Annotated in this window: 16 protein-coding genes and 1 tRNA gene; 8 read left to right on the top strand and 9 right to left on the bottom strand. The window is 63.2% G+C overall.

Annotation, left to right across the window (positions count from 1 at the left end; all coding sequences use genetic code 11):
* Positions 1-471: 471 nt before the first annotated feature.
* From QU481_RS14805 to QU481_RS14790, 4 genes are all read left to right on the top strand, one after another.
* Positions 472-1,155, top strand: a complete 684-nt coding sequence (locus QU481_RS14805; RefSeq protein WP_289830813.1) for a FadR/GntR family transcriptional regulator — start codon at positions 472-474, stop codon at positions 1,153-1,155.
* Between the two features lie 100 nt (positions 1,156-1,255).
* Complete coding sequence (locus QU481_RS14800; RefSeq protein ID WP_289830811.1) at positions 1,256-2,575, top strand: C4-dicarboxylate transporter DctA; 1,320 nt, start codon at positions 1,256-1,258, stop codon at positions 2,573-2,575.
* An 86-nt stretch (positions 2,576-2,661) separates the two neighbouring features.
* Complete coding sequence (locus tag QU481_RS14795) at positions 2,662-2,910, top strand: hypothetical protein (RefSeq protein WP_289830810.1); 249 nt, start codon at positions 2,662-2,664, stop codon at positions 2,908-2,910.
* A gap of 101 nt (positions 2,911-3,011) precedes the next feature.
* Positions 3,012-3,087 (top strand) — tRNA-Ala (locus QU481_RS14790).
* A gap of 179 nt (positions 3,088-3,266) precedes the next feature.
* Here QU481_RS14790 and QU481_RS14785 read toward each other — a convergent pair.
* The 3 genes from QU481_RS14785 to QU481_RS14775 form a co-directional block, all read right to left on the bottom strand.
* Positions 3,267-3,869 carry a hypothetical protein gene (locus QU481_RS14785; protein ID WP_289830808.1) on the bottom strand — a complete coding sequence of 201 codons (603 nt, stop codon included), beginning with the start codon at positions 3,867-3,869 and terminating at the stop codon, positions 3,267-3,269.
* Between the two features lie 189 nt (positions 3,870-4,058).
* Positions 4,059-4,691: a GTP cyclohydrolase II gene (gene ribA / locus QU481_RS14780; protein ID WP_289830807.1), complete on the bottom strand. Its 633-nt coding sequence runs from the start codon at positions 4,689-4,691 to the stop codon at positions 4,059-4,061.
* Between the two features lie 81 nt (positions 4,692-4,772).
* Positions 4,773-5,477, bottom strand: a complete 705-nt coding sequence (locus QU481_RS14775) for a GAF domain-containing protein (protein ID WP_289830805.1) — start codon at positions 5,475-5,477, stop codon at positions 4,773-4,775.
* 81 nt (positions 5,478-5,558) lie between these two features.
* Between QU481_RS14775 and QU481_RS14770 the strand changes: the two genes are divergently transcribed.
* Positions 5,559-6,638 carry a hypothetical protein gene (locus QU481_RS14770; protein WP_289830804.1) on the top strand — a complete coding sequence of 360 codons (1,080 nt, stop codon included), beginning with the start codon at positions 5,559-5,561 and terminating at the stop codon, positions 6,636-6,638.
* Between the two features lie 93 nt (positions 6,639-6,731).
* Here the strand turns inward: QU481_RS14770 and alr are convergent, their stop codons facing one another.
* Both alr and QU481_RS14760 read right to left on the bottom strand, forming a co-directional pair.
* Positions 6,732-7,799, bottom strand: a complete 1,068-nt coding sequence (gene alr, locus QU481_RS14765) for an alanine racemase (RefSeq protein WP_289830803.1) — start codon at positions 7,797-7,799, stop codon at positions 6,732-6,734.
* A gap of 9 nt (positions 7,800-7,808) precedes the next feature.
* The gene (locus QU481_RS14760) at positions 7,809-9,131 is read right to left on the bottom strand and encodes a D-amino acid dehydrogenase (RefSeq protein WP_289830865.1); all 1,323 of its coding nucleotides are present in this window, start codon (positions 9,129-9,131) and stop codon (positions 7,809-7,811) included.
* Between the two features lie 191 nt (positions 9,132-9,322).
* Here QU481_RS14760 and QU481_RS14755 point away from each other — a divergent pair, with 191 nt between their 5' ends.
* Positions 9,323-9,811, top strand: coding sequence for an Lrp/AsnC ligand binding domain-containing protein (locus QU481_RS14755; RefSeq protein WP_289830802.1), 489 nt, complete (start codon positions 9,323-9,325; stop codon positions 9,809-9,811).
* Positions 9,812-9,965: 154 nt separating this feature from the next.
* The gene (locus tag QU481_RS14750) at positions 9,966-10,442 is read left to right on the top strand and encodes a YbaK/EbsC family protein (protein WP_289830801.1); all 477 of its coding nucleotides are present in this window, start codon (positions 9,966-9,968) and stop codon (positions 10,440-10,442) included.
* A 231-nt stretch (positions 10,443-10,673) separates the two neighbouring features.
* Here QU481_RS14750 and QU481_RS14745 read toward each other — a convergent pair whose 3' ends face one another.
* The 3 genes from QU481_RS14745 to QU481_RS14735 form a co-directional block, all read right to left on the bottom strand.
* A complete protein-coding gene (locus tag QU481_RS14745) occupies positions 10,674-11,906 on the bottom strand; it encodes an MFS transporter (RefSeq protein ID WP_289830800.1) in 1,233 nt (410 codons plus the stop codon).
* Positions 11,907-12,112: 206 nt separating this feature from the next.
* Positions 12,113-15,253: an efflux RND transporter permease subunit gene (locus tag QU481_RS14740; RefSeq protein ID WP_289830799.1), complete on the bottom strand. Its 3,141-nt coding sequence runs from the start codon at positions 15,251-15,253 to the stop codon at positions 12,113-12,115.
* Positions 15,250-16,419, bottom strand: coding sequence for an efflux RND transporter periplasmic adaptor subunit (locus QU481_RS14735; protein WP_289830798.1), 1,170 nt, complete (start codon positions 16,417-16,419; stop codon positions 15,250-15,252). The genes QU481_RS14740 and QU481_RS14735 overlap by 4 nt, the downstream gene beginning before the upstream one ends.
* Before the next feature lie 407 nt (positions 16,420-16,826).
* Here QU481_RS14735 and QU481_RS14730 point away from each other — a divergent pair, with 407 nt between their 5' ends.
* On the top strand, positions 16,827-17,846 hold the full coding sequence (locus QU481_RS14730; RefSeq protein ID WP_289828201.1) for an IS110 family RNA-guided transposase: 1,020 nt from the start codon (positions 16,827-16,829) through the stop codon (positions 17,844-17,846).
* On the opposite strand, the gene QU481_RS14725 is transcribed toward QU481_RS14730, so the two are convergent.
* Positions 17,825-18,113: hypothetical protein (locus QU481_RS14725; protein WP_289828580.1), on the bottom strand; the 289-nt coding region annotated here is incomplete at its 5' end. The two genes, QU481_RS14730 and QU481_RS14725, sit on opposite strands and share 22 nt — an antisense overlap.

Raw genomic sequence — 18,113 nt, 5'->3', positions numbered from 1 at the left:
GGAGAGCGCTCCGCCCAGTGTCGTTCGCTGCCCGGAACGAACGACAACCCGATGCACCGGCAGGAGCCGGCCTTCGGAGGGCTAGCCTCAAAGCCGGGTGCGTCCATGTGCCCATGGCATACTTTTACCTCCCTCTGCGATGGACCGTTTTGCGGTTCATCGTCCAATGATCTTCCCAGTTCCGCTCGCACCTTCACCGCGAGGCCCTCCAGTTAACGTCGAAGATGACGATGGCTCACCATCATCTAGCCACGGTGCCGAGCCATGACCGTTGCAAAAACGTAACGTCCGATTTTGTACCTGCCCTAACCTCGGCAAGTAAGCGAATCTCAAGGCAAATCGACTACTGCCCCTACCCGTCTTCGCCACGGTCGCCCTTTTCCGTTTATCGCTTTGCTTGCGATCTTACTGGTAATACCAGTTTGACCGGTGTAAGTTACAGACAGACTTCAACACACAGACCCACTAACAATGTTCACCTCTTCGAAGCTGGGCGACGTGGCCGCCCGCAGTATTCTCGACGCGATCAAGCAGGGCACCTGGCTGCCCGGCGACATGCTGCCCTCGCAGCGCGACCTAGCCGACCAGCTCGGCATTAGCCGTCCGCCGCTGCGCGAGGCAATCTCGGTGCTGGTAGCACTGGGCTTTCTGCGCTCACACCCCGGCAAGGGGGTATTCGTGGTCAGCGCCGCCCCTCAGGGCGAAGCTGCCAGCGCGGCAGTGCCCCAGGCACGGCCCGAAGACGTCTTCCAGCTGCGTCTCGCGCTCGAGCCCTTCGTCGTCGGGCTGGTGGCGCAGTCGATCGATGCCGAGGAGCTGATGCAGCTGCGCCTGACGGTGCTCGACATGCGTGAGGCGCTCGATGCGAACGATACGTCGGCCGCAGTCGAGGCCGACATCCTGTTCCACCGCCAGCTGGTCGGCTTTTCGCGCAATCCGGTATTCAAGCAAGTGATGGAACAGGCGAGCGAGGCGATCGGCCACGCACGCGACATCATGCTGGCACGGCCGCAGGAGATGCGTGCCGCCCTCGCCGAAAAGGAAACAATTCTGCGTGCGATCAAGGCGCACGACAGTGCGGCGGCCAGTGCCGCGATGCAGCAGCACATCATTAATGCCGGCGAAAGGCTGGGTATTCCGATACGCGGCGCCTAGGTCGCAGCCGGTCAAGGGGCGGGAACACGCCCCAACCGGCCAAGCCTGAGCCGCATTTCATAACAACAACATACCTATCTACGACAGGAGAAGAGAAACCATGTTGCAACTCACCAAGAAGTCGTTGTTCATGCAGGTGATGATCGGCCTCGTGCTCGGTATCGCCGTCGGCGTACTGATGCCCGAGCAGGCCGTCAGCCTCAAACCCCTGGGCGACGGCTTCATCAAGCTGATCCAGATGCTGATCGCGCCCATCGTGTTCTGCGTGGTGGTCAGCGGCATCACCGGCGCCGGCGACCTGAAGAAGGTCGGGCGGGTCGGTGTGAAGGCGGTCGTCTATTTCGAGATCGTCACCACGCTGGCGCTGGTACTCGGCCTGGTCCTGGCATTTCACAGCAGCATGGGCGTGGGCATGAACGTCGATCCGAAAGCGCTCGACGCCAGCTCCCTCACGGCGTATACCGAACGTGCTCACACTCTGCAGCATGCAAGCGGCGTGTCGTTCGTGATGAACCTGATTCCGAGCACGGTGTTCGGCGCATTCGCCAACGGTGACATCCTGCAGGTACTGGTCTTCGCCATCCTGTTCGGCTGCGCACTGAGCCTGATGCGTGAATCGGCAGGCGGGGTGATCCGCCTGATCCACGAGAGCGGTCACGTGCTCTTCAAGTTGATCGGGATCATCGTGCGTCTGGCGCCGATCGGCGTGTTCGGCTCGATCGCGTTCACCACCGCCAAGTACGGCGTGAATTCGCTGCAGCAGCTCGGCGGCCTGGTCGTGATGTTCTACGTGACCTGTGCGCTGTTCATTCTGGGCGTGCTCGGCTCGATCATGAAGCTGGCGGGCCTCAACATCGTGCAGTTCCTGCGCTATCTGCGTGAAGAGCTGTCCATCGTGGTCGGCACCGCCTCGTCCGACGCCGTGTTGCCGCAGGTAATGCGCAAGCTCGAACACTTGGGCATCAAGGACTCGACCGTCGGCCTGGTGATCCCGACCGGCTACTCGTTCAATCTGGACGGTTTCTCGATTTACCTGACACTGGCCGCAGTGTTTATTGCCCACGCCACCAACACCCCGCTGTCAATGGCCAACCTGCTGACCATTCTGGCGGTGTCGCTGGTCACCTCGAAGGGTGCGCACGGCATCCCTGGTTCGGCAATCGTGATCCTGGCGGCAACCCTGTCGGCAATCCCGGCTATCCCTGTGATCGGCCTGGTGCTGGTGCTGTCGGTCGACTGGTTCATGGGCATCGCCCGTGCGCTGACCAACCTGATCGGCAACTGCGTTGCCACCGTGGTGGTGGCCCGCTGGGAAAAAGACATCGATCTGGAGCGTGCCCGCAATGTCCTGGGGCGCAAGCAGGGTTATGAATTCGTCGCCCAAACGTCCCCGCTGACGCCGCCGCACGTTCACCAGTGATATCGAGCATTCCTCCTTTCCGCCCGGCTCGCCGGGCGGTTTTTTTGGGGCGGTCCGACGCCTCATCACCGATGCTGGAGAGGCTCATGAATCTGAGCAAAGCCACGCTGGAGCAGCTGTACGCCGAGCTGGAACGACGCGAACAAGAACCAGCACCGCCCCCCTACAGGTGGGTGTGCGCAGCATGCGGCAACACATTCGTCAGCGGCGCCCGGTTGAGCCGGGTCTACCTTGTCGCCGGCACGCTGTACTGCGACTGCCGGCTGTCCCGCCCCTCCCCCGACCGGACAGTACCGAGAGGGCTGGTCCCGATGCACAAGCAGGCGATAGGCTGACAACCCCGGCTGAGACTATTTATGCTGCCGCTGTTGACGACACCCGTGGGAGCCGGTATAGTTCGCTTCCTGTCGGTGCACTGCACCGCACACCAGTTTTCGGGGGTATAGCTCAGCTGGGAGAGCGCTTGCATGGCATGCAAGAGGTCATCGGTTCGATCCCGTTTACCTCCACCAAAAACGAAAAACCTCAAGCTTCGACTTGAGGTTTTTTGCTTTTCGGCCGGCCTTTCGGTCAGGCTTCAGAGCCGCTAACAGAGCCTAGCGCAGCGGCCCCGGCTAGGCGTGCTGCCGCAGACAGTACAAGTAGTACGGCAAGGCAGCGCAACAACGCCGGGAGGGTTTGTTAGCGGCTCTTATTCCGCGCCATGCAGCCGGCGGTCCTGCTCTACCGCATTGGCCAGCTGCGCCAGCGGCAGCTTCAGCACCGCTTCGATCTCTGCGCGCCCACGCAATTTCAGCATCAACACCCCCTGCACTTCGCGGCCGAGCTCGATCGCCCGGCCCAGCAACCAGTACTCGTCGTCGGACGGATAGTAGCGCCACGCCGGCTCGTCCTCGTCGAGCGTATCGAGCGGCCGGTCGAGCGGGTGCATCAGCAACGCTTCGGTCAGCGCCGTGAGATCGTCCAGATAGGTGCTGAGCCGGTTGCACTCACCGATCACCACCTTGCGCTCGCTGATCACCACCGCCCCAGCATAAAGCTCGTTCAGCTCGTCGAGCAGGCGCGGCAAGCGCTCGCGCGCCAGCTGACGCTGGCGCATCTGCAGGCGCTCGGCAACCATCATCTCGCGCCGGATGCTTTCCGGATAGTAGCCGAGTGGCAGCTCCAGATGCGGAGTCATCTCCACCCGCGAGATCGCGTCGGTGTAACCACTCGCGGCTCTGTCGCGCGTCGCCGGGCGAACCCGGCGGCCGGCGCTCAACCCCCACTTCCACGCCAAAGGACTGATGTTCATGACGAAGCTCCTTTACTTTCGGTATAGGGCACGTTTTCGCCAAAAACACTAACAACAGAATTAAATTAATATTTAATTCTGTCGGCATCTCCAAGCCGGTTTCAACCGACCTTTTCCTTGTTATCGACCAAAAAGCAAAACGGCCCAAGCTGCCTAGCAGCCGGGCCGTGCTCAAACCTGCAATAGCGCTTACTCGTCGCCGAACAGATGGCCGAGCTTGGCGGCCTTGGTGGCGAGATAGCGCTCGTTGTGGACGTTCTTGCCCACGACCAAGCGCACCCGCTCGACCACCTCGATGCCGATCTCACGCAAGGTGGCGATCTTGCGCGGGTTGTTGGTCAAGAGGCGGACGCGGGCGATGCCCAGTTCGGCCAGCATGTCGCGGGCGATGCGGAAGTCGCGCATATCGGCCGGGAAACCGAGCTGCTCGTTGGCCTCGACGGTGTCGGCGCCCCCGTCCTGCAGCTGATAGGCGCGAATCTTGTTGATCAGACCGATGCCGCGCCCTTCCTGGCGCAGATACAGCAAGGCGCCACGGCCTTCGCGCGAGATTGCTTCAAGCGCCGCGGCCAGCTGTGGGCCACAGTCACAGCGACGCGAGAACAGCGCGTCACCGGTCAGACATTCGGAATGCAGGCGCGCGAGCACCGGCAAGCCGTCGTCGACCTCACCCATCGTCAGCGCCACGTGTTCACGGCCGGTGGCGACTTCTTCGAAGCCGTGCATGGTGAACTCGCCCCACTCGGTCGGCAGCTTGCACTTGGCGACAAAGGTGACGGCGTGGGTGGAATCGGACAGGTCGGATGCTACGGGTGAGTTCATGGGAATTCTGTTCGGTGAGCGAATACAAAATGGTAAGGGGCTTTTACCCGAGTGAAAAGCTCAACTTTTCGATAAGCTTATTCAAAGACCTTCAACAAGCGGCAGATTCAGCATCGGCTCGGCCAGCACCAGTGCCAGCGCCACCAGCCACGCCTGTCTTTCCGGCGTAAAGAAGCCGACCTCGGACGACTCGGCGTCAATGACGCCGAGCACCGCGCCGGTCGAGGTGCAGATCGGCAGGCAGACCTCGCTCTTCACCTTGTCGTCGCACTCGTAGTAGCTGCCGCCCATTTCCTGCCATTTGGCAATGTCGTCGATGACCACCCCCCAGCCGGTCAGGCCGACGCGGCTATTGTTGCTCTTCTCGGCAAAGGCGTGCGTCAGCGGAAACTCGGCACGGCTCTCACGGCCGGTGTAGGCGAGCTTGATCAGACGCGCGTCGTCCATATGGCCGACTGCACGATAGATACCCAGCCAGTCCGCGCCGATGCGCTGGTTGACCGAGTCGATCAGCGCATTCAGATTGACGAGGTGGGCATGCGCTTCTTCGTGTTCTTCGAACAGAGGGGTCAGGTCGTACGGCTCGTCGGCCAGTTCCTCGATCAGCGAGCAGGCGCCGTCCTCGGACAGTTTTGGCACACGGTAGCGGAACAGGTCGCGCGGCGGGTTCGGTTTGGGCACCTCAAGCACCGCCGACAGCGTCAACGCGGCAATCTGTACTTCGACGCGTTCGATATCCAACCCTTGTACGGAAAGATAGTCGGCCAATTGGCTTGCAGGTATCATTTTCAGCTCCTCGATAGATTTTCGCCATGATACCGGATTCCGGCCGCCCATCGGCAGCCCTTGTCCCTGCTGGCATATAGCATGACTGCCATCCATCTCCCCCACCCCGTGTTGAGCGTGCGCGCCGGCCCCGGTGCCCTTGCCACGTTGCGCCGCGATGGCCTGAGTCCGGCGATGGTATCCACACTGCCCGGCGCGGCAGGCGGCCCAAAAGCGATCGGCCTCACCGGGCTCGACCAAGCGGTTTTCGGCTGGCTGGCCGGGGCGCCGCGCGAGCGCGAATTGGTTGGGGCGTCGATCGGCGCCTGGCGCTTCGCCTGTGCACTGCAGGATGATCCGGCGGCGGCGCTCGCCAGGTTGGCCGAGCGCTATACGGTAGAGACCTACCCGCCCGGCTCGACGGTGCACAGTATTACCCGCCAGACGGAGACGATGCTGATGGATGTATTGGGCGACGGCGGCTTCGCACGCCTGCTCGATCACTCTCATTATCGGCTGACACTGCTGTTGGTGCGCGCCCGTGGTCTGCTCGCGAGCGAGGGCCGGCTGCCCCAACTCGGCGGTCTGGTGCTTGCCGCCTCGCTGAACGCCGCGAGCCGTCGGCTGACCCGCTTCGCGTTCAGCCGGGTGCTGTGCCACCATCCGGCGAGTACGCTCGCTTTCGTCCCCGACGACGGCCTGCCGACCGAACGCGTGGCCCTTGATTCGGGCAACCTTCGTGCCGCGCTGATGGGCACGGTGGCCATCCCGTTGGTGCTGGCGGGCGTCACGCTTCCCGGCGTAGCCGAGGGGCGGTTCCGCGATGGCGGCCTCGCCGACTATCACATCGACTACCCGTTCGCGCGCCGCGACGGCATCACGCTATACCCACACTTCACCGACCGCATTGTGCCGGGCTGGTTCGACAAGTTCCTGCCGTGGCGCCGGCATGATGCCGCCAATCAGCGCCACACCGTGCTGGTCTTCCCGTCGCGCGAATACCTGGCGAAACTGCCGCTGGGCAGGCTGCCGGACCGCGGCGATTTCAAGCGCTTCGCTGGACGAGACACCGAGCGAATCCTTGCGTGGCGGCAGAGCACCGCCGAGAGCCAGCGCCTGGGCGACGCGTTCCTGGAGTTGGTCGAGAAGCAGCGGCTAGGCGAGATCGCCACGCCACTTTGAGCCCCCTTGCTGGTTCGGCTGTCGCCGAACGAAAAAAAGCCCGACGTCACACGTCGGGCCGAACAGGGATGAAGCTCCTCACATCACCACGTCTTACACATACCGCTTGTGCGCACGTTTCACGTTGCACAGCAATTCGTACGAAATCGTCCCGGCGGCAGCGGCCACCTCGTTGACACTGACCACATCGCCCCACAGTTCCACCTCGCTGCCGATGCCGGCACCCGGCAGATCGGTCAGGTCGACCATGATCATGTCCATCGATACCCGGCCAATGATCCGGCTGCGTTGGCCGTCGATCGCGACCGGACTGCCAGTAGAAGCCAGGCGAGGATAGCCGTCGGCGTAACCGCAAGCGATCAGGCCAATGCGGGTCGGGCGGTCGCTAGTCCAGGTGCCGCCGTAACCGATCGTCTCGCCAGCGGGCAGCTCGCGCACCGAGAAGACCTTGGTCGCGAGGCGCATGACCGGCTTCAGGCCGTCGCCGTCGTGGTTGCCTTCCGGCAGCGGCGACGCACCGTACAGCACGATGCCAGGGCGGCCCCAGTCGCGGCGCGCGCGCGGGTGCGACAGGATGCCGGCCGAGTTGGCGATGCTGACCGCGCCGGGCAGGCCGGCGGTAGCGGCATCGAAGGTCTCGATCTGCGCCTGCGTGGTCGACAGTTCCGGCTCGTCGGCACGGGCGAAGTGGGTCATCTTGACGATGTCGCCGACGTTCGCGCTGTCGGCCAAGCGCTGGTAGGCTCGCGCGTAGTCGTGCGGGTAGAAGCCGGCACGATGCATGCCGGAGTCCATCTTCAGCCAGACATTGAACGGCGCGGCAGGACGGGCAGCCAGCAGCATCTGCAGCTGTTCCTCGCTCTGCACCACCGGCCACAGGCCATGGCGGGCAACCTCGTCGAGTTCGCTCGCTTCAAACACGCCCTCGAGCAGCACGATAGGCCGCTTGATGCCGGCCTCGCGCAATTCCAGCGCCTCTTCGAGGCAGGCCACCGCGAAGCCGTCGGCGACGTCGGCGAGCGCTTGTGCGCATTTGGCCGCGCCGTGGCCGTAGGCATTGGCCTTCACGACCGCCAGCGCACGGCCGCCATGGCGGCTGCGCGACAGCTTGTAGTTGTGGATCAGATTGTCGAGCCGGATTTCGGCAACGAGCGGACGCATGACGACTCCTTAGGCGTTGGCCGAAGCCGGGCGGCCGAACGGCACCACCAGCTTCTCACCGTCACGAGCGTAACGCTGGATCGACAGGCCGTCGACGCTGATTTCCGGTTTGCGGCCGACGATCTGGTCGGCCAGCACCTTGCCGGAGCCGGCGCTCATGGTCCAGCCCAGCGTGCCGTGACCGGTGTTGAGCGACAGGTTGCTGTAGCGGGTGCCGCCGATGATCGGCGTGCCGTCCGGCGTCATCGGACGCAGGCCGGTCCAGAAGCTGGCGGCCTTCACGTCGCCGCCTTCCGGGTACAGGTCGTTCACCACCATTTCCAGCGTAGCCCGGCGCTGCGGGTTCAGCGACAGGTCGTAGCCGGACAGCTCGGCCATGCCGCCGACGCGGATGCGGTCGTCGAAGCGGGTGATGGCGATCTTGTAGGTCTCGTCGAGGATGGTCGAGGTCGGGGCGCCGGCGGCGTTGACGATAGGCACGGTCAGCGAGTAGCCCTTCACCGGGTATACCGGCACGTCGATGCCGATGGTCTTGAGCAGGTCGCGCGAGTAGCTGCCCAGCGCCAGCACGTAGTGGTCGGCGGTGTAGGTGACACCGTTGGCGATGATGCCGGTCAGGCGCTTGCCATCGTCGAGCAGCTTCTCGATGCGTTGGCCGAATAGGAACTTCACCCCCTGGGCCTGGCACAGCTCGGCCAAGCTCTTGGTGAACAGGTTGCAGTCGCCGGTCTCGTCGTTCGGCAGTTGCAGGCCGCCGGTGAGCTTGTGCTTGGTCTTGGCCAGCGCCGGCTCGACGCGGGCGCAACCGTCGGGATCGAGCACATTGAAGTCCACGCCGCACTCGCGCAGCACTTCGATGTCCTTGCCCATGCTGTCTACCTGGGCCTGGGTACGGAACAGCTGCAGCGTACCGCCCTGGCGGCCTTCATACTGGATGCCGGTCTCGGCACGCAGTTCTTTAATCTTGTCGCGGCTGTACTCGGCAAGGCGCATCATGCGGCCCTTGTTGAGGTTGTAAGCCTTCGGATTGCAGTTGGCGAACATCTTGGCGATCCACTGCAGCTGGTACAGCGAACCGTCCGGACGTATCGCCAGCGGGGCGTGCTTCTGGAACAGCCACTTGGCCGCCTTCATCGGGATGCCGGGTGCGGCCCACGGCGCGGCGTAGCCCGGAGAGATCTGGCCGGCATTGCCAAAGCTGGTTTCCAGTGCGACGCCATCCTGACGCTCGATCACGGTGACTTCACAGCCCGCCTTGGCGAGATACCATGCGGTCGACACACCCACGACACCACCGCCCAGTACGATTACCTTCATGCCTGCTCTCCTAATTGCCTTGTTTTCCCCGCCTGTCGACCCCTTGGCCGACGGCTAGCGCACCCCGGTTTTGACCGATGTTTGCGCCACCGCAATGTACTGCAGTGATTTCCAACAGTATATTGAGCAAATAGTAGTTTTTTTCACCAAATTTTGCTGGTAAAGTATTGTTATCTCACGCCAATTACACTTATTTCAGTGAAAACATGAAATCCAAAACCAGCGCTGACCGCCCCTTCGACAAGATCGACCTGAAGATCCTGCGCCACCTGCAAAGCAACGGCCGCATGTCGATGACCGAGCTGGCCGAAAAGGTCGGCCTGTCGACCACGCCGTGCACCGAGCGGGTGCGCCGACTGGAGCGTGATGGTGTGATCGAGGGCTATTACGCGCGACTGAACCCGCAAGCGCTCGGTGCCACCTTGTTGGTGTTCGTCGAGATCAAGCTGTCGGCCAAGTCGGGCGACATCTTCGACGCGTTCCGCCGCGAGATTCAGAAGTTGCCCGAGGTGCAGGAATGCCATCTTGTGTCAGGCGAGTACGACTACCTGATCAAGGCGCGTATCACCGACATGTCGATGTACCGCAAGCTGCTGGGCGAGATCCTCCTGAAGCTGCCTTCGGCCAACGAGTCGCGCAGCTATGTGGTGATGGAGGAAGTGAAGGAAACGCTGACACTGCCTGTGTACGATTGAGCCGCGACATCCTACTGCTCCGCCCGGTCATTCGCCTCCAGGGGCCGAACGCTTGTAGGTTGCGGAGGAGCGGTGCGGCGACAGGCTCAGACTGCAGCGCAGACGCTCACTCGGGTTATCATGTCGCCACAATCACAAGACAGAGAGTCCTAGCATGAGCCTGGAATCCGTACGCGCCCACCTCGCCGTGGCCGCGCCCGACATCGCCATCATCGAGCTGGAAACCAGCACCGCCACCGTCAGCCTTGCCGCCGAAGCGCATGGCGTGGAGCCGGGGCGCATCGCCAAGACGCTGGCGTTTCGCATCGGTGAGGGTGTGGTGCTGGTGGTGGCGCGCGGCGATGCGCGCATCGACAACCGCAAGATGAAGGACACCTTCGGCGGCAAGGCCAAGATGCTGCCGGCCGATGAAGTGGTCGAACTGACTGGCCACCCGGTCGGCGGGGTGTGCCCGTTCGGCCTGGCCACCGCGTTGCCGATCTGCCTGGACAGCTCGTTGCAGGGATTCGACGACGTGCTGCCGGCGGCCGGCGCAGTACACAGTGCAGTACGGCTGACCCCAGCTCGGCTCGCCGAGATCACCGGTGGGCGCTGGGTGGATGTCTGCCAAGCGATGACCGCCGACGCCTGAGTGCCGGTGTACGATCCGCTACACTCGGATGATCCTGCGTTTGCCTCTTCGCCGAAGCGGCAGCGGAACAGCACCAGCTCGCTACGGTAGAGCCTCTGGCAGCGGTTCGCCGCTGCACAGATCGGGCAGTGGCTCTCAGCCAGCCTCCAACCGCCCTCTTCCTCGATCAGCTCGACCTATCGCCTTCCTCGTTGCGCCCCCGCTAACTGGGCCAGCCGTTCGGCCGGGCTCTCATGTCGGGTCTCCCGCCAGGCGGGCGCGCTGCAGCAGGCTGCCCAGCCGCAACGTCGCCAACAAGCAGGTTGTACCGCCCAGCAGCATCACCAGCCGGGTGTCGAACAGCGCAAGCACGCTGCCGAACAGCGATATCAGCACTGCGGCGCAGCAGAAAATCGTCGATAGCAAGCCCATCACGCTGCCCTGCCCGAACGCATCGAAGCGCTCCGAGCACCACACTGGCAGCAGCGTGTTGTACAGCGACAGTGGCAGGCCGATCACCACGATCAGCACGATGCCGGGCCAGCCCGACGTCAGTGACAGCAGCAGTAGGCCGCCGGCGAACAGTGCAGCGTGACGGCGTGCGCGCTGCAGCGCGTCACCGGCGCGCCCCTGCCCGACCAGCCCAGCCGCGCTACTCATCACCAAGCACAACCCGGCGGTGACCAAAGCGATACCGGCGCTGCTAAAACCGGCAAACTCGACTAACCACACCGGGTAGAAGTCGTAGAAGGCATTGACCCCGAGCGCGAACGCGAGCTGCATCCAGAACAGCGCGGCCAGCAGCGGGTCGCGGCCGAGCAGCCGGAACGAGTGCTGCTCCCGCACCAGTTGCCACAGCGGCCGATGCTCGCCGCCAGCGACCATCCCGGTCTCCGGCAGCAGCCAGGCAAGGATCGCGAGGCAGGGCAGCATCGCGAGCGATGCCAGCCAGAACGGTACCGACTCGCCCAGCGGCAGCGTAAAGCCCCCGATCATCGGCCCGACCAGCCAGCCCATATAAAGCATGGCGTTGAGCAGCGCGAATGAGCGGCTGCGATCGACCACCGGGTGCAGATCGGCGAGGATCGCCCGTGCCACCGGCACATTGCCCTCGGTCAGACCGGTCAGGAAGCGGGTCAGCACGAACAGCACGTAAAACTTGGACGACAGCGCCACTGCGGTCAGGCCGTAGCCGATGAAGGTCAGCGTCAGGGTGCCGAGAAGCACGCGGCGGCGCCCAAGCCGGTCGGACAGCGCACCGACGAAGCTGCTGCCAACCAGTACGCCGAGTGGGTTGGCAGCCAGCGCAATGCCCAGCAGCAGCTTGGCCGGCAGGGCGAGGAAGTGGTTGAAGCCGTCCGGTGCACGTTCGACGAAGATCGGCGCGAGGATGGGGTATGGCATCGCGACCCCGGCGGTGCTCATCAGCGCAATGGCACAGACGGTGGCGAGGATCAGGCGGGGGTGGGCGACGGCTACATTCATGATGGCGAGCTCGACTCAGGTCCTGCCTGTCAGTATGACATTCATTTAGCAGCGCCAACAAAACCCTGTTGGCGTTGTTATGCGGCCTTGCTGTACAACAGGTACTGTCTACGGCTACACGCCTAGCCAAGGCCGCTTCGTCGAGTTTTGTCAGCAGCTCTAAACAGGCAAGCTGGTTCACTAATTATTAACCGGCCCGTTACACCTCAATCGGCGCGGTTGGCCTCCACCGTCCCGCGCTGACGCCAGCGCATCAGCCGGTTATTGAGACGGTCGAGATACAGATAGATCACCGGCGTGGAAAACAGCGTCAGCGCCTGCGACAGCAACAGGCCGCCGACCATCGCGAAGCCGAGCGGCCGGCGCAGTTCCGAACCGGCACCGGTACCGAGCATCAGCGGCAGGCCGGCGAGCAAGGCGCACATCGTCGTCATCATGATCGGCCTGAAACGCAGCAGGCAGGCCTGGTAGATCGACTGCTCCGGCGTCAGGCTCTGCTCGCGCTCGGCAGTGAGCGCAAAGTCGATCATCATGATGCCGTTCTTCTTGACGATGCCGATCAAGAGGATGATGCCGATCAGCGCGATCACCGACAGGTCGTAGCCACCCGCCATCAGGATCAGCAATGCGCCGACCCCGGCCGACGGCAGCGTCGACAGGATGGTCAGCGGGTGGATGTAGCTCTCGTACAAAAGCCCCAGCACGATGTACACCGCGATCAGCGCCGCCGCAATCAGGTAGGGCTGGGTAGCCAGCGAGTCCTGGAAGGCCTGGGCAGTGCCCTGAAAGGCGCCTCGCAGCGTCACCGGCACCCCCATCTGCTCCTGGGCGCGGTTGATCGCGTCCACCGCCTCGCCCAGCGACACGCCGGGCGCGAGGTTGAACGAGATGGTCACCGCCGGGAACTGGCTCTGGTGGTTGATCGACAGGTAGCCGGTCTGGCTGGTGTCCACCTTGACGAAGGTCGACAGCGGGATCTGCTGACCGCTCGACGGCGAGGTCAGATAGAGCTTGTCGAACAACGCCGGGTCTTCCTGCAGCGCTGGCGTCACCTCCATCACCACGTGGTAGCTGTTGATCTGGGTAAAGTACTGGGTGACCTGGCGCTGACCGATCGCGTCGTAGATGGTGGCGTCGATCAGCGCCGGCTGGATACCGAAGCTCGCGGCGCGGTCGCGATCGATGGTCAGCGTGGCGCTGGGCGCGGTGTTCTGCTGGTCGGTGGCAAGGTCGGTCAGCTGTGGCAGCTTGCGCAGCCGCTCGAGCACGCGAGGCGCCCACACGTTCAGCTCGCCAAGGTCGGCGTCGGTTAGCGTGTACTGGTACTGGGTGCGCGACAGCCGCCCTCCCACGTTGATGTCCTGGCCGGCCTGCAGGAACAGGTTCACCCCCTGCAGCTTGGCGAGCTTGGGCCTGAGTCGCGCGATCACCTGGTCGGCGTTGAGCTTGCGGCCCTCGGCCTTGGGCTTAAGGTTGATGTAGAAATTGCCGGTGTTGAAGGTGGTGCTGCCGGCCACCGCGGCGAAGCTCAGCACAGCCGGGTCCTGCCGCACCACGTCGGCGATCTGCAGCATGTACTTGTCCATGGCCTGGAACGAGGCGTCCTGGCCGGTTTCGGCAAAGCCGAACACGAAGCCGGTGTCCTGCTGCGGGAAGAAGCCTTTGGGGATCACCACATAGAGCAGCACCGAGACCGTCACCGTGGCGATAAACACCAGCAGCGTGGTGAGCTGGTGTTTCAGCACCTTCTCCAATACGCGCTTGTAGCCGGCGAGCATCGCGTCGAAGCCGCGTTCGAACAGGTTGTAGAGTCGGCCGTGCCGGCGGGTATGGTCGTGCTTCAGGTAGCGTGAGCACATCATCGGCGTCAGCGTCAGGGACACGAACACCGACACTGCGATGGTCAGCGTCACCGTGATAGCGAATTCGCGGAATAGCCTGCCGACGATGCCGCCCATCAACAGTAAGGGAATGAACACCGCCACCAGCGACACCGAGATCGACACGATGGTGAAGCCGATCTCGCCCGCCCCCTGCAGCGCTGCATCCATCGGCTCCATGCCGTCCTCGACGTGGCGGTAGATGTTCTCCAACACCACGATCGCATCGTCGACCACGAAGCCGACTGAGATGGTCAGTGCCATCAGCGACAGGTTGTCCAGGCTGAAGCCGAGCAGGTACATGATCGCTGCAGTACCGAACAGCGCCAGCGGCACGGTGACGCTCGGGATCAGCGTGGCCGGCAGGTTACGCAGGAAGATGAAAATCACCAGCACCACCAGGATGATGGTCAGCACCAAGGTGAACTCAACATCCTCTACCGAGGCACGAATGGTCTGGGTGCGGTCGGTAAGGATGTTGACGTGGATCGACGGCGGAATGGCCGCACGCAGCTTGGGCATGGCCGCTTTCACGCGCGCCACCGTGTCGATCACGTTGGCGCCCGGTTGCTTGCGCACGGCGAGGATAATCGAGCGGCCGTTAGGCACGTCGTTCTCAACCGTCATTGCCTTGCCGGCGAACGCATAGCCGGAGAACGTGGTGTTCTCCGCCCCGTCGATCGCCACGCCGATGTCGCGCACCCGGATCGGCGCACCGTTCCTGTAGGCCAGGATCACCTCATTCCACGGAGCGGCACTAAGCAGCTGGTCGTTATCGTAGACGGTGTAGCTTTGCTTGATGCCGTTGAAGGTGCCCTTGGGGGCATTCACCGTCACATTGACCATCTGGTTGCGGATATCCTCCAGGCTCAGACCCAGCGCCGCAATCTTGACCGGGTCGATCTGCACCCGGATCGCGGGCTTTTGCTGGCCGCCGATGGTGACCAGACCTATCCCCTCGATCTGCGAGATCTGCTGCGCCAGGATGTTGTCGGCGTAGTCGTTCACCACGGTCAGCGGATGGGAGTGGGACGACACCGACATCACCAGAATCGGCGAGTCGGCAGGGTTGATCTTGCGGTAGGTCGGAGGGCTGGGCAGATTGGTCGGCAGCTGGCCGGCGGCGGCGTTGATCGCCGCCTGGATGTCCACCGCAGCGGCATCGATATTGCGGTCGAGGTCAAACTGCAGCGTGATGCTGGTCGAGCCAAGCGCACTGGTCGAGGTCATCTGGGAGAGTCCGGCGATCAGCGCAAACTGGCGCTCCAGCGGCGTCGCCACGTTGGACGCCATCGTTTCGGGGCTGGCGCCGGGCAGGTTGGCCGTCACCTGGATGGTCGGGAAGTCCACCTGCGGCAGCGGCGCCACCGGCAAGAGCGGCCACACCGCCAGGCCGACCAGCAGAATCGCCATCGCCAGCAGCGAAGTGCCGATCGGCCGGCGGATGAAGATCGCCGACAGGTTCACCGCACTGCCCCTGCGCCGGCGCTACGCGCTTCGACCACGCTGCTGCCGGGCCTGAGCTTGTACTGTCCCTCGAGCACCACCCGCTCGCCTCCCGCCAGGCCCTGCTCGACGATGGCCATGCCGGCCTGGACCGGACCGAGTCGCACCAGCTGCAACCGGGCCCTGCCGTCCGCGTCGACCTTATACACATAGGTGCCATCGGGACCGCGCTGGATCGCTGCGGTCGGCACGGTCAGCGCCTGGGTGCGGGTGCCGACCCGCAGCCGCACATTGACGTATTGCCCCGGCCACAACTCGTGCCCCGGATTGGCGAAGCGGGCCTTGAGCGTCAGCGTGCCGGTCGAGCTGTCGATCTGGTTGTTGACCAGCGTCAGCACGCCACGCCCCAGCGGGGTGGCAGCATCGGTGCGGGAGTAAACGAATACCGGCAACGGCGGCAAGCCGGGGCTTATTGCGCGGTTGATCGCGCCGAAGTAGTCCTCGGGCACGGTGAACTGCACCATGATCGGATCGATCTGGTTGATCACCACGAGACCGGTATTGTCGGTGGCATGAACGATATTGCCGGGATCGATCAGGCGTGCGCCGGTGCGGCCGGATAGCGGCGAGCGGATGGTGGTGTAACCAAGCTGGACCCGGGCGAAGCTGACTTGAGCGGCGTCGCTCTTGACCGCGGCGGCAAGCTGATTGACCAGCGCCTTCTGAGTGTCGTACGTCTGACGGGACACAGAATCCTGACTGAGCAGCTGACTGTAGCGTTGCAGATCGATGCGCGCGTTCAAGAGTTGTGCCTCATCGCGTGCCTGTTGAGCCAGGGCCTGCGCCAGTTGGGCCTGCAGTGCCTGCGGGTCGATCTGCGCGAGCAGCTGGCCTGCCTTGACGTCCTGGCCCTCGACGAACAGCACCTTGTCGAGCTGGCCATCGACCCGGACTTTGACGGTGACGCTCCGTTCCGCCAGCACCGTGCCGACGCCACCGAGGAAAATCGGCACGTTCTGACGAGCGACCCGCACCGTGACGACCGCAGCCGGCGGCGGCTTGGTGCTGGCCGCCTGCTTGGCTTCACCCCACCCAGCCAGGCTCCACACCGACAAGGCCATCACGCCTGCGACGACACCGCCCCAGCGTAGCGCCAGACCGGGCCGGGAAAACAGCCTGATGGACATGTGCATTGCTCCACACAGAAAGCACAGCCCGACTACTCGCGGGCTGGGAGTTGCCAACAAAACGCCGGGCTGTGGCACTGTAACCTTTCCGGTATCGTGGCACTGTCGGCACAAGTCCGCCTGGATCGCCACACCGGGAGCTATTGAGGAAAAATGAACCGCCACCGTTTTTGTTAGCTACTCTAAGCATGATAGTCAGCCGGTGTGGGACCTGACTGGCAAAACGTGTCCCCCCGGCTACTTACGAATGGTAGTCGCCATCATGGAGATGTAATGGACGCCTCCCTCCTGCCCGAAGGTGACGACGGCGGTCTGCAGAACGACAGGAGCCCTCGCAATACCTGACGGCATCTAAAGTGCCAAAGTGGTGGTGTAGCAACAACCACAAACGGTAAGGAGGGCTCGATATGAAGATTACGACATTCGGTCTGGACCTGGCAAAGCGGGTTTTCCAACTGCATTGGGTGGATACCGCTACCGGTGAAATCTGCCGCCGGCAAGTGAAACGGGCGCAACTGAACGAGTTCTTCGCCAACCGGGAAACGTCGGTGATCGCGATGGAGGCCTGCGGCAGTGCGCACTACTGGGGCCGGCTGTTCCAGGAGCTTGGGCATGAGGTCAGGCTGATTCCCGGGCAGTTCGTCCGTCCGTTCGTGAAGAGCAACAAGACCGACGCAGCCGATGCGCAGGCGATCTGGGAAGCGGCGCAGCGGCCAGGGATGAAGTTCGTCGCGCTCAAGAGCGAAGGCCAGCAAAGCGTGCTGATGTTGCACCGGATGCGCGAGCAGTTGGTGAAGATGCGGACGATGCAGACTAACCAGCTACACGGGCTGTTGTACGAGTTCGGAGCCGAGCTGCCAAAGGGGCGACACAAGGCGCTGGAGCGGATTCCTGATGAGCTTGCGCGGCTGGAAGACACGTTGCCAGTGATGGTGATCGAAGCGATCCGTAGCCAACTACAGCGAATTGAGACATTGGGCCAAGACATCGCCGAGCTTGAGCACAAGCTGGCGGTGTGGAAGAAGGAAGATGAAGCAGCCAAACGACTGATGGCCATTCCGGGTGTCGGCTTGCTCACCGCAACAGCGGCGGTAGCAATGATTGGGGATGCCAAGACATTCAAGTCTGGGCGCGAGTTTGCCGCCTTCCTCGGCCTGGTGCCACGCCAGAGCGGCACCGGCGGGCGAGTGAAGTTGCTGGGGATCAGCAAGCGCGGTGATGTGTATCTGCGCACGCTGCTGATTCATGGCGCCAGGGCAGTGGCGACGCATCAGAAGGTGCGCGATCCCTGGCTGGACCAGTTGCTGGCGCGACGACCGTTCAATGCGGCGGTGGTAGCGCTGGCCAACAAGATGGCACGAACGATCTGGGCGCTGTTGGCCCATGGCCGGACGTATCAAACGGACTACGTGGCCAAGGCCGCGTAAAAGATTAACGAACCCTTTAGGAGGTGGATCGCTGAAAGGTTGCGCAGGTTGATGTGCGCTTGATGGCAGAACAGGTCGGACCGTGGGGAAGTAAGCCTGAATGATGGCCAGTCCTTCGAGGACTCCAAGGAGATGAGGCCTTCCCCTGCGAATTCCATCAGGGCCAGCAGACTCCGAGTCTGCAATAAAGGCCGGATATAAGTCTGCAGCCAGATCTCGAAGCCCGCATCGAACATCGCTTGCCAAGCCGGGAGGCGTCCATATAAG

The sequence above is a fragment of the Crenobacter oryzisoli genome, assembly GCF_030385785.1.
In the GTDB taxonomy this organism is placed as follows: Bacteria; Pseudomonadota; Gammaproteobacteria; order Burkholderiales; family Chromobacteriaceae; genus Crenobacter_A; species Crenobacter_A oryzisoli.
The sequence above is the reverse complement of the archived record's forward strand: the minus strand, read 5'-3'. Positions and strand labels throughout refer to the sequence as shown.

Bases quoted from the DNA above. Each gene is read 5' to 3' on its own strand.
- QU481_RS14805 (WP_289830813.1), top strand. From the start codon at position 472: ATGTTCACCTCTTCGAAGCTGGGCGACGTGGCCGCCCGCAGTATTCTC.
- QU481_RS14800 (WP_289830811.1), top strand. From the start codon at position 1,256: ATGTTGCAACTCACCAAGAAGTCGTTGTTCATGCAGGTGATGATCGGC.
- QU481_RS14795 (WP_289830810.1), top strand. From the start codon at position 2,662: ATGAATCTGAGCAAAGCCACGCTGGAGCAGCTGTACGCCGAGCTGGAA.
- QU481_RS14785 (WP_289830808.1), bottom strand. From the start codon at position 3,869: ATGAACATCAGTCCTTTGGCGTGGAAGTGGGGGTTGAGCGCCGGCCGC.
- ribA (WP_289830807.1), bottom strand. From the start codon at position 4,691: ATGAACTCACCCGTAGCATCCGACCTGTCCGATTCCACCCACGCCGTC.
- QU481_RS14775 (WP_289830805.1), bottom strand. From the start codon at position 5,477: ATGATACCTGCAAGCCAATTGGCCGACTATCTTTCCGTACAAGGGTTG.
- QU481_RS14770 (WP_289830804.1), top strand. From the start codon at position 5,559: ATGACTGCCATCCATCTCCCCCACCCCGTGTTGAGCGTGCGCGCCGGC.
- alr (WP_289830803.1), bottom strand. From the start codon at position 7,799: ATGCGTCCGCTCGTTGCCGAAATCCGGCTCGACAATCTGATCCACAAC.
- QU481_RS14755 (WP_289830802.1), top strand. From the start codon at position 9,323: ATGAAATCCAAAACCAGCGCTGACCGCCCCTTCGACAAGATCGACCTG.
- QU481_RS14750 (WP_289830801.1), top strand. From the start codon at position 9,966: ATGAGCCTGGAATCCGTACGCGCCCACCTCGCCGTGGCCGCGCCCGAC.
- QU481_RS14745 (WP_289830800.1), bottom strand. From the start codon at position 11,906: ATGAATGTAGCCGTCGCCCACCCCCGCCTGATCCTCGCCACCGTCTGT.
- QU481_RS14735 (WP_289830798.1), bottom strand. From the start codon at position 16,419: ATGTCCATCAGGCTGTTTTCCCGGCCCGGTCTGGCGCTACGCTGGGGC.
- QU481_RS14730 (WP_289828201.1), top strand. From the start codon at position 16,827: ATGAAGATTACGACATTCGGTCTGGACCTGGCAAAGCGGGTTTTCCAA.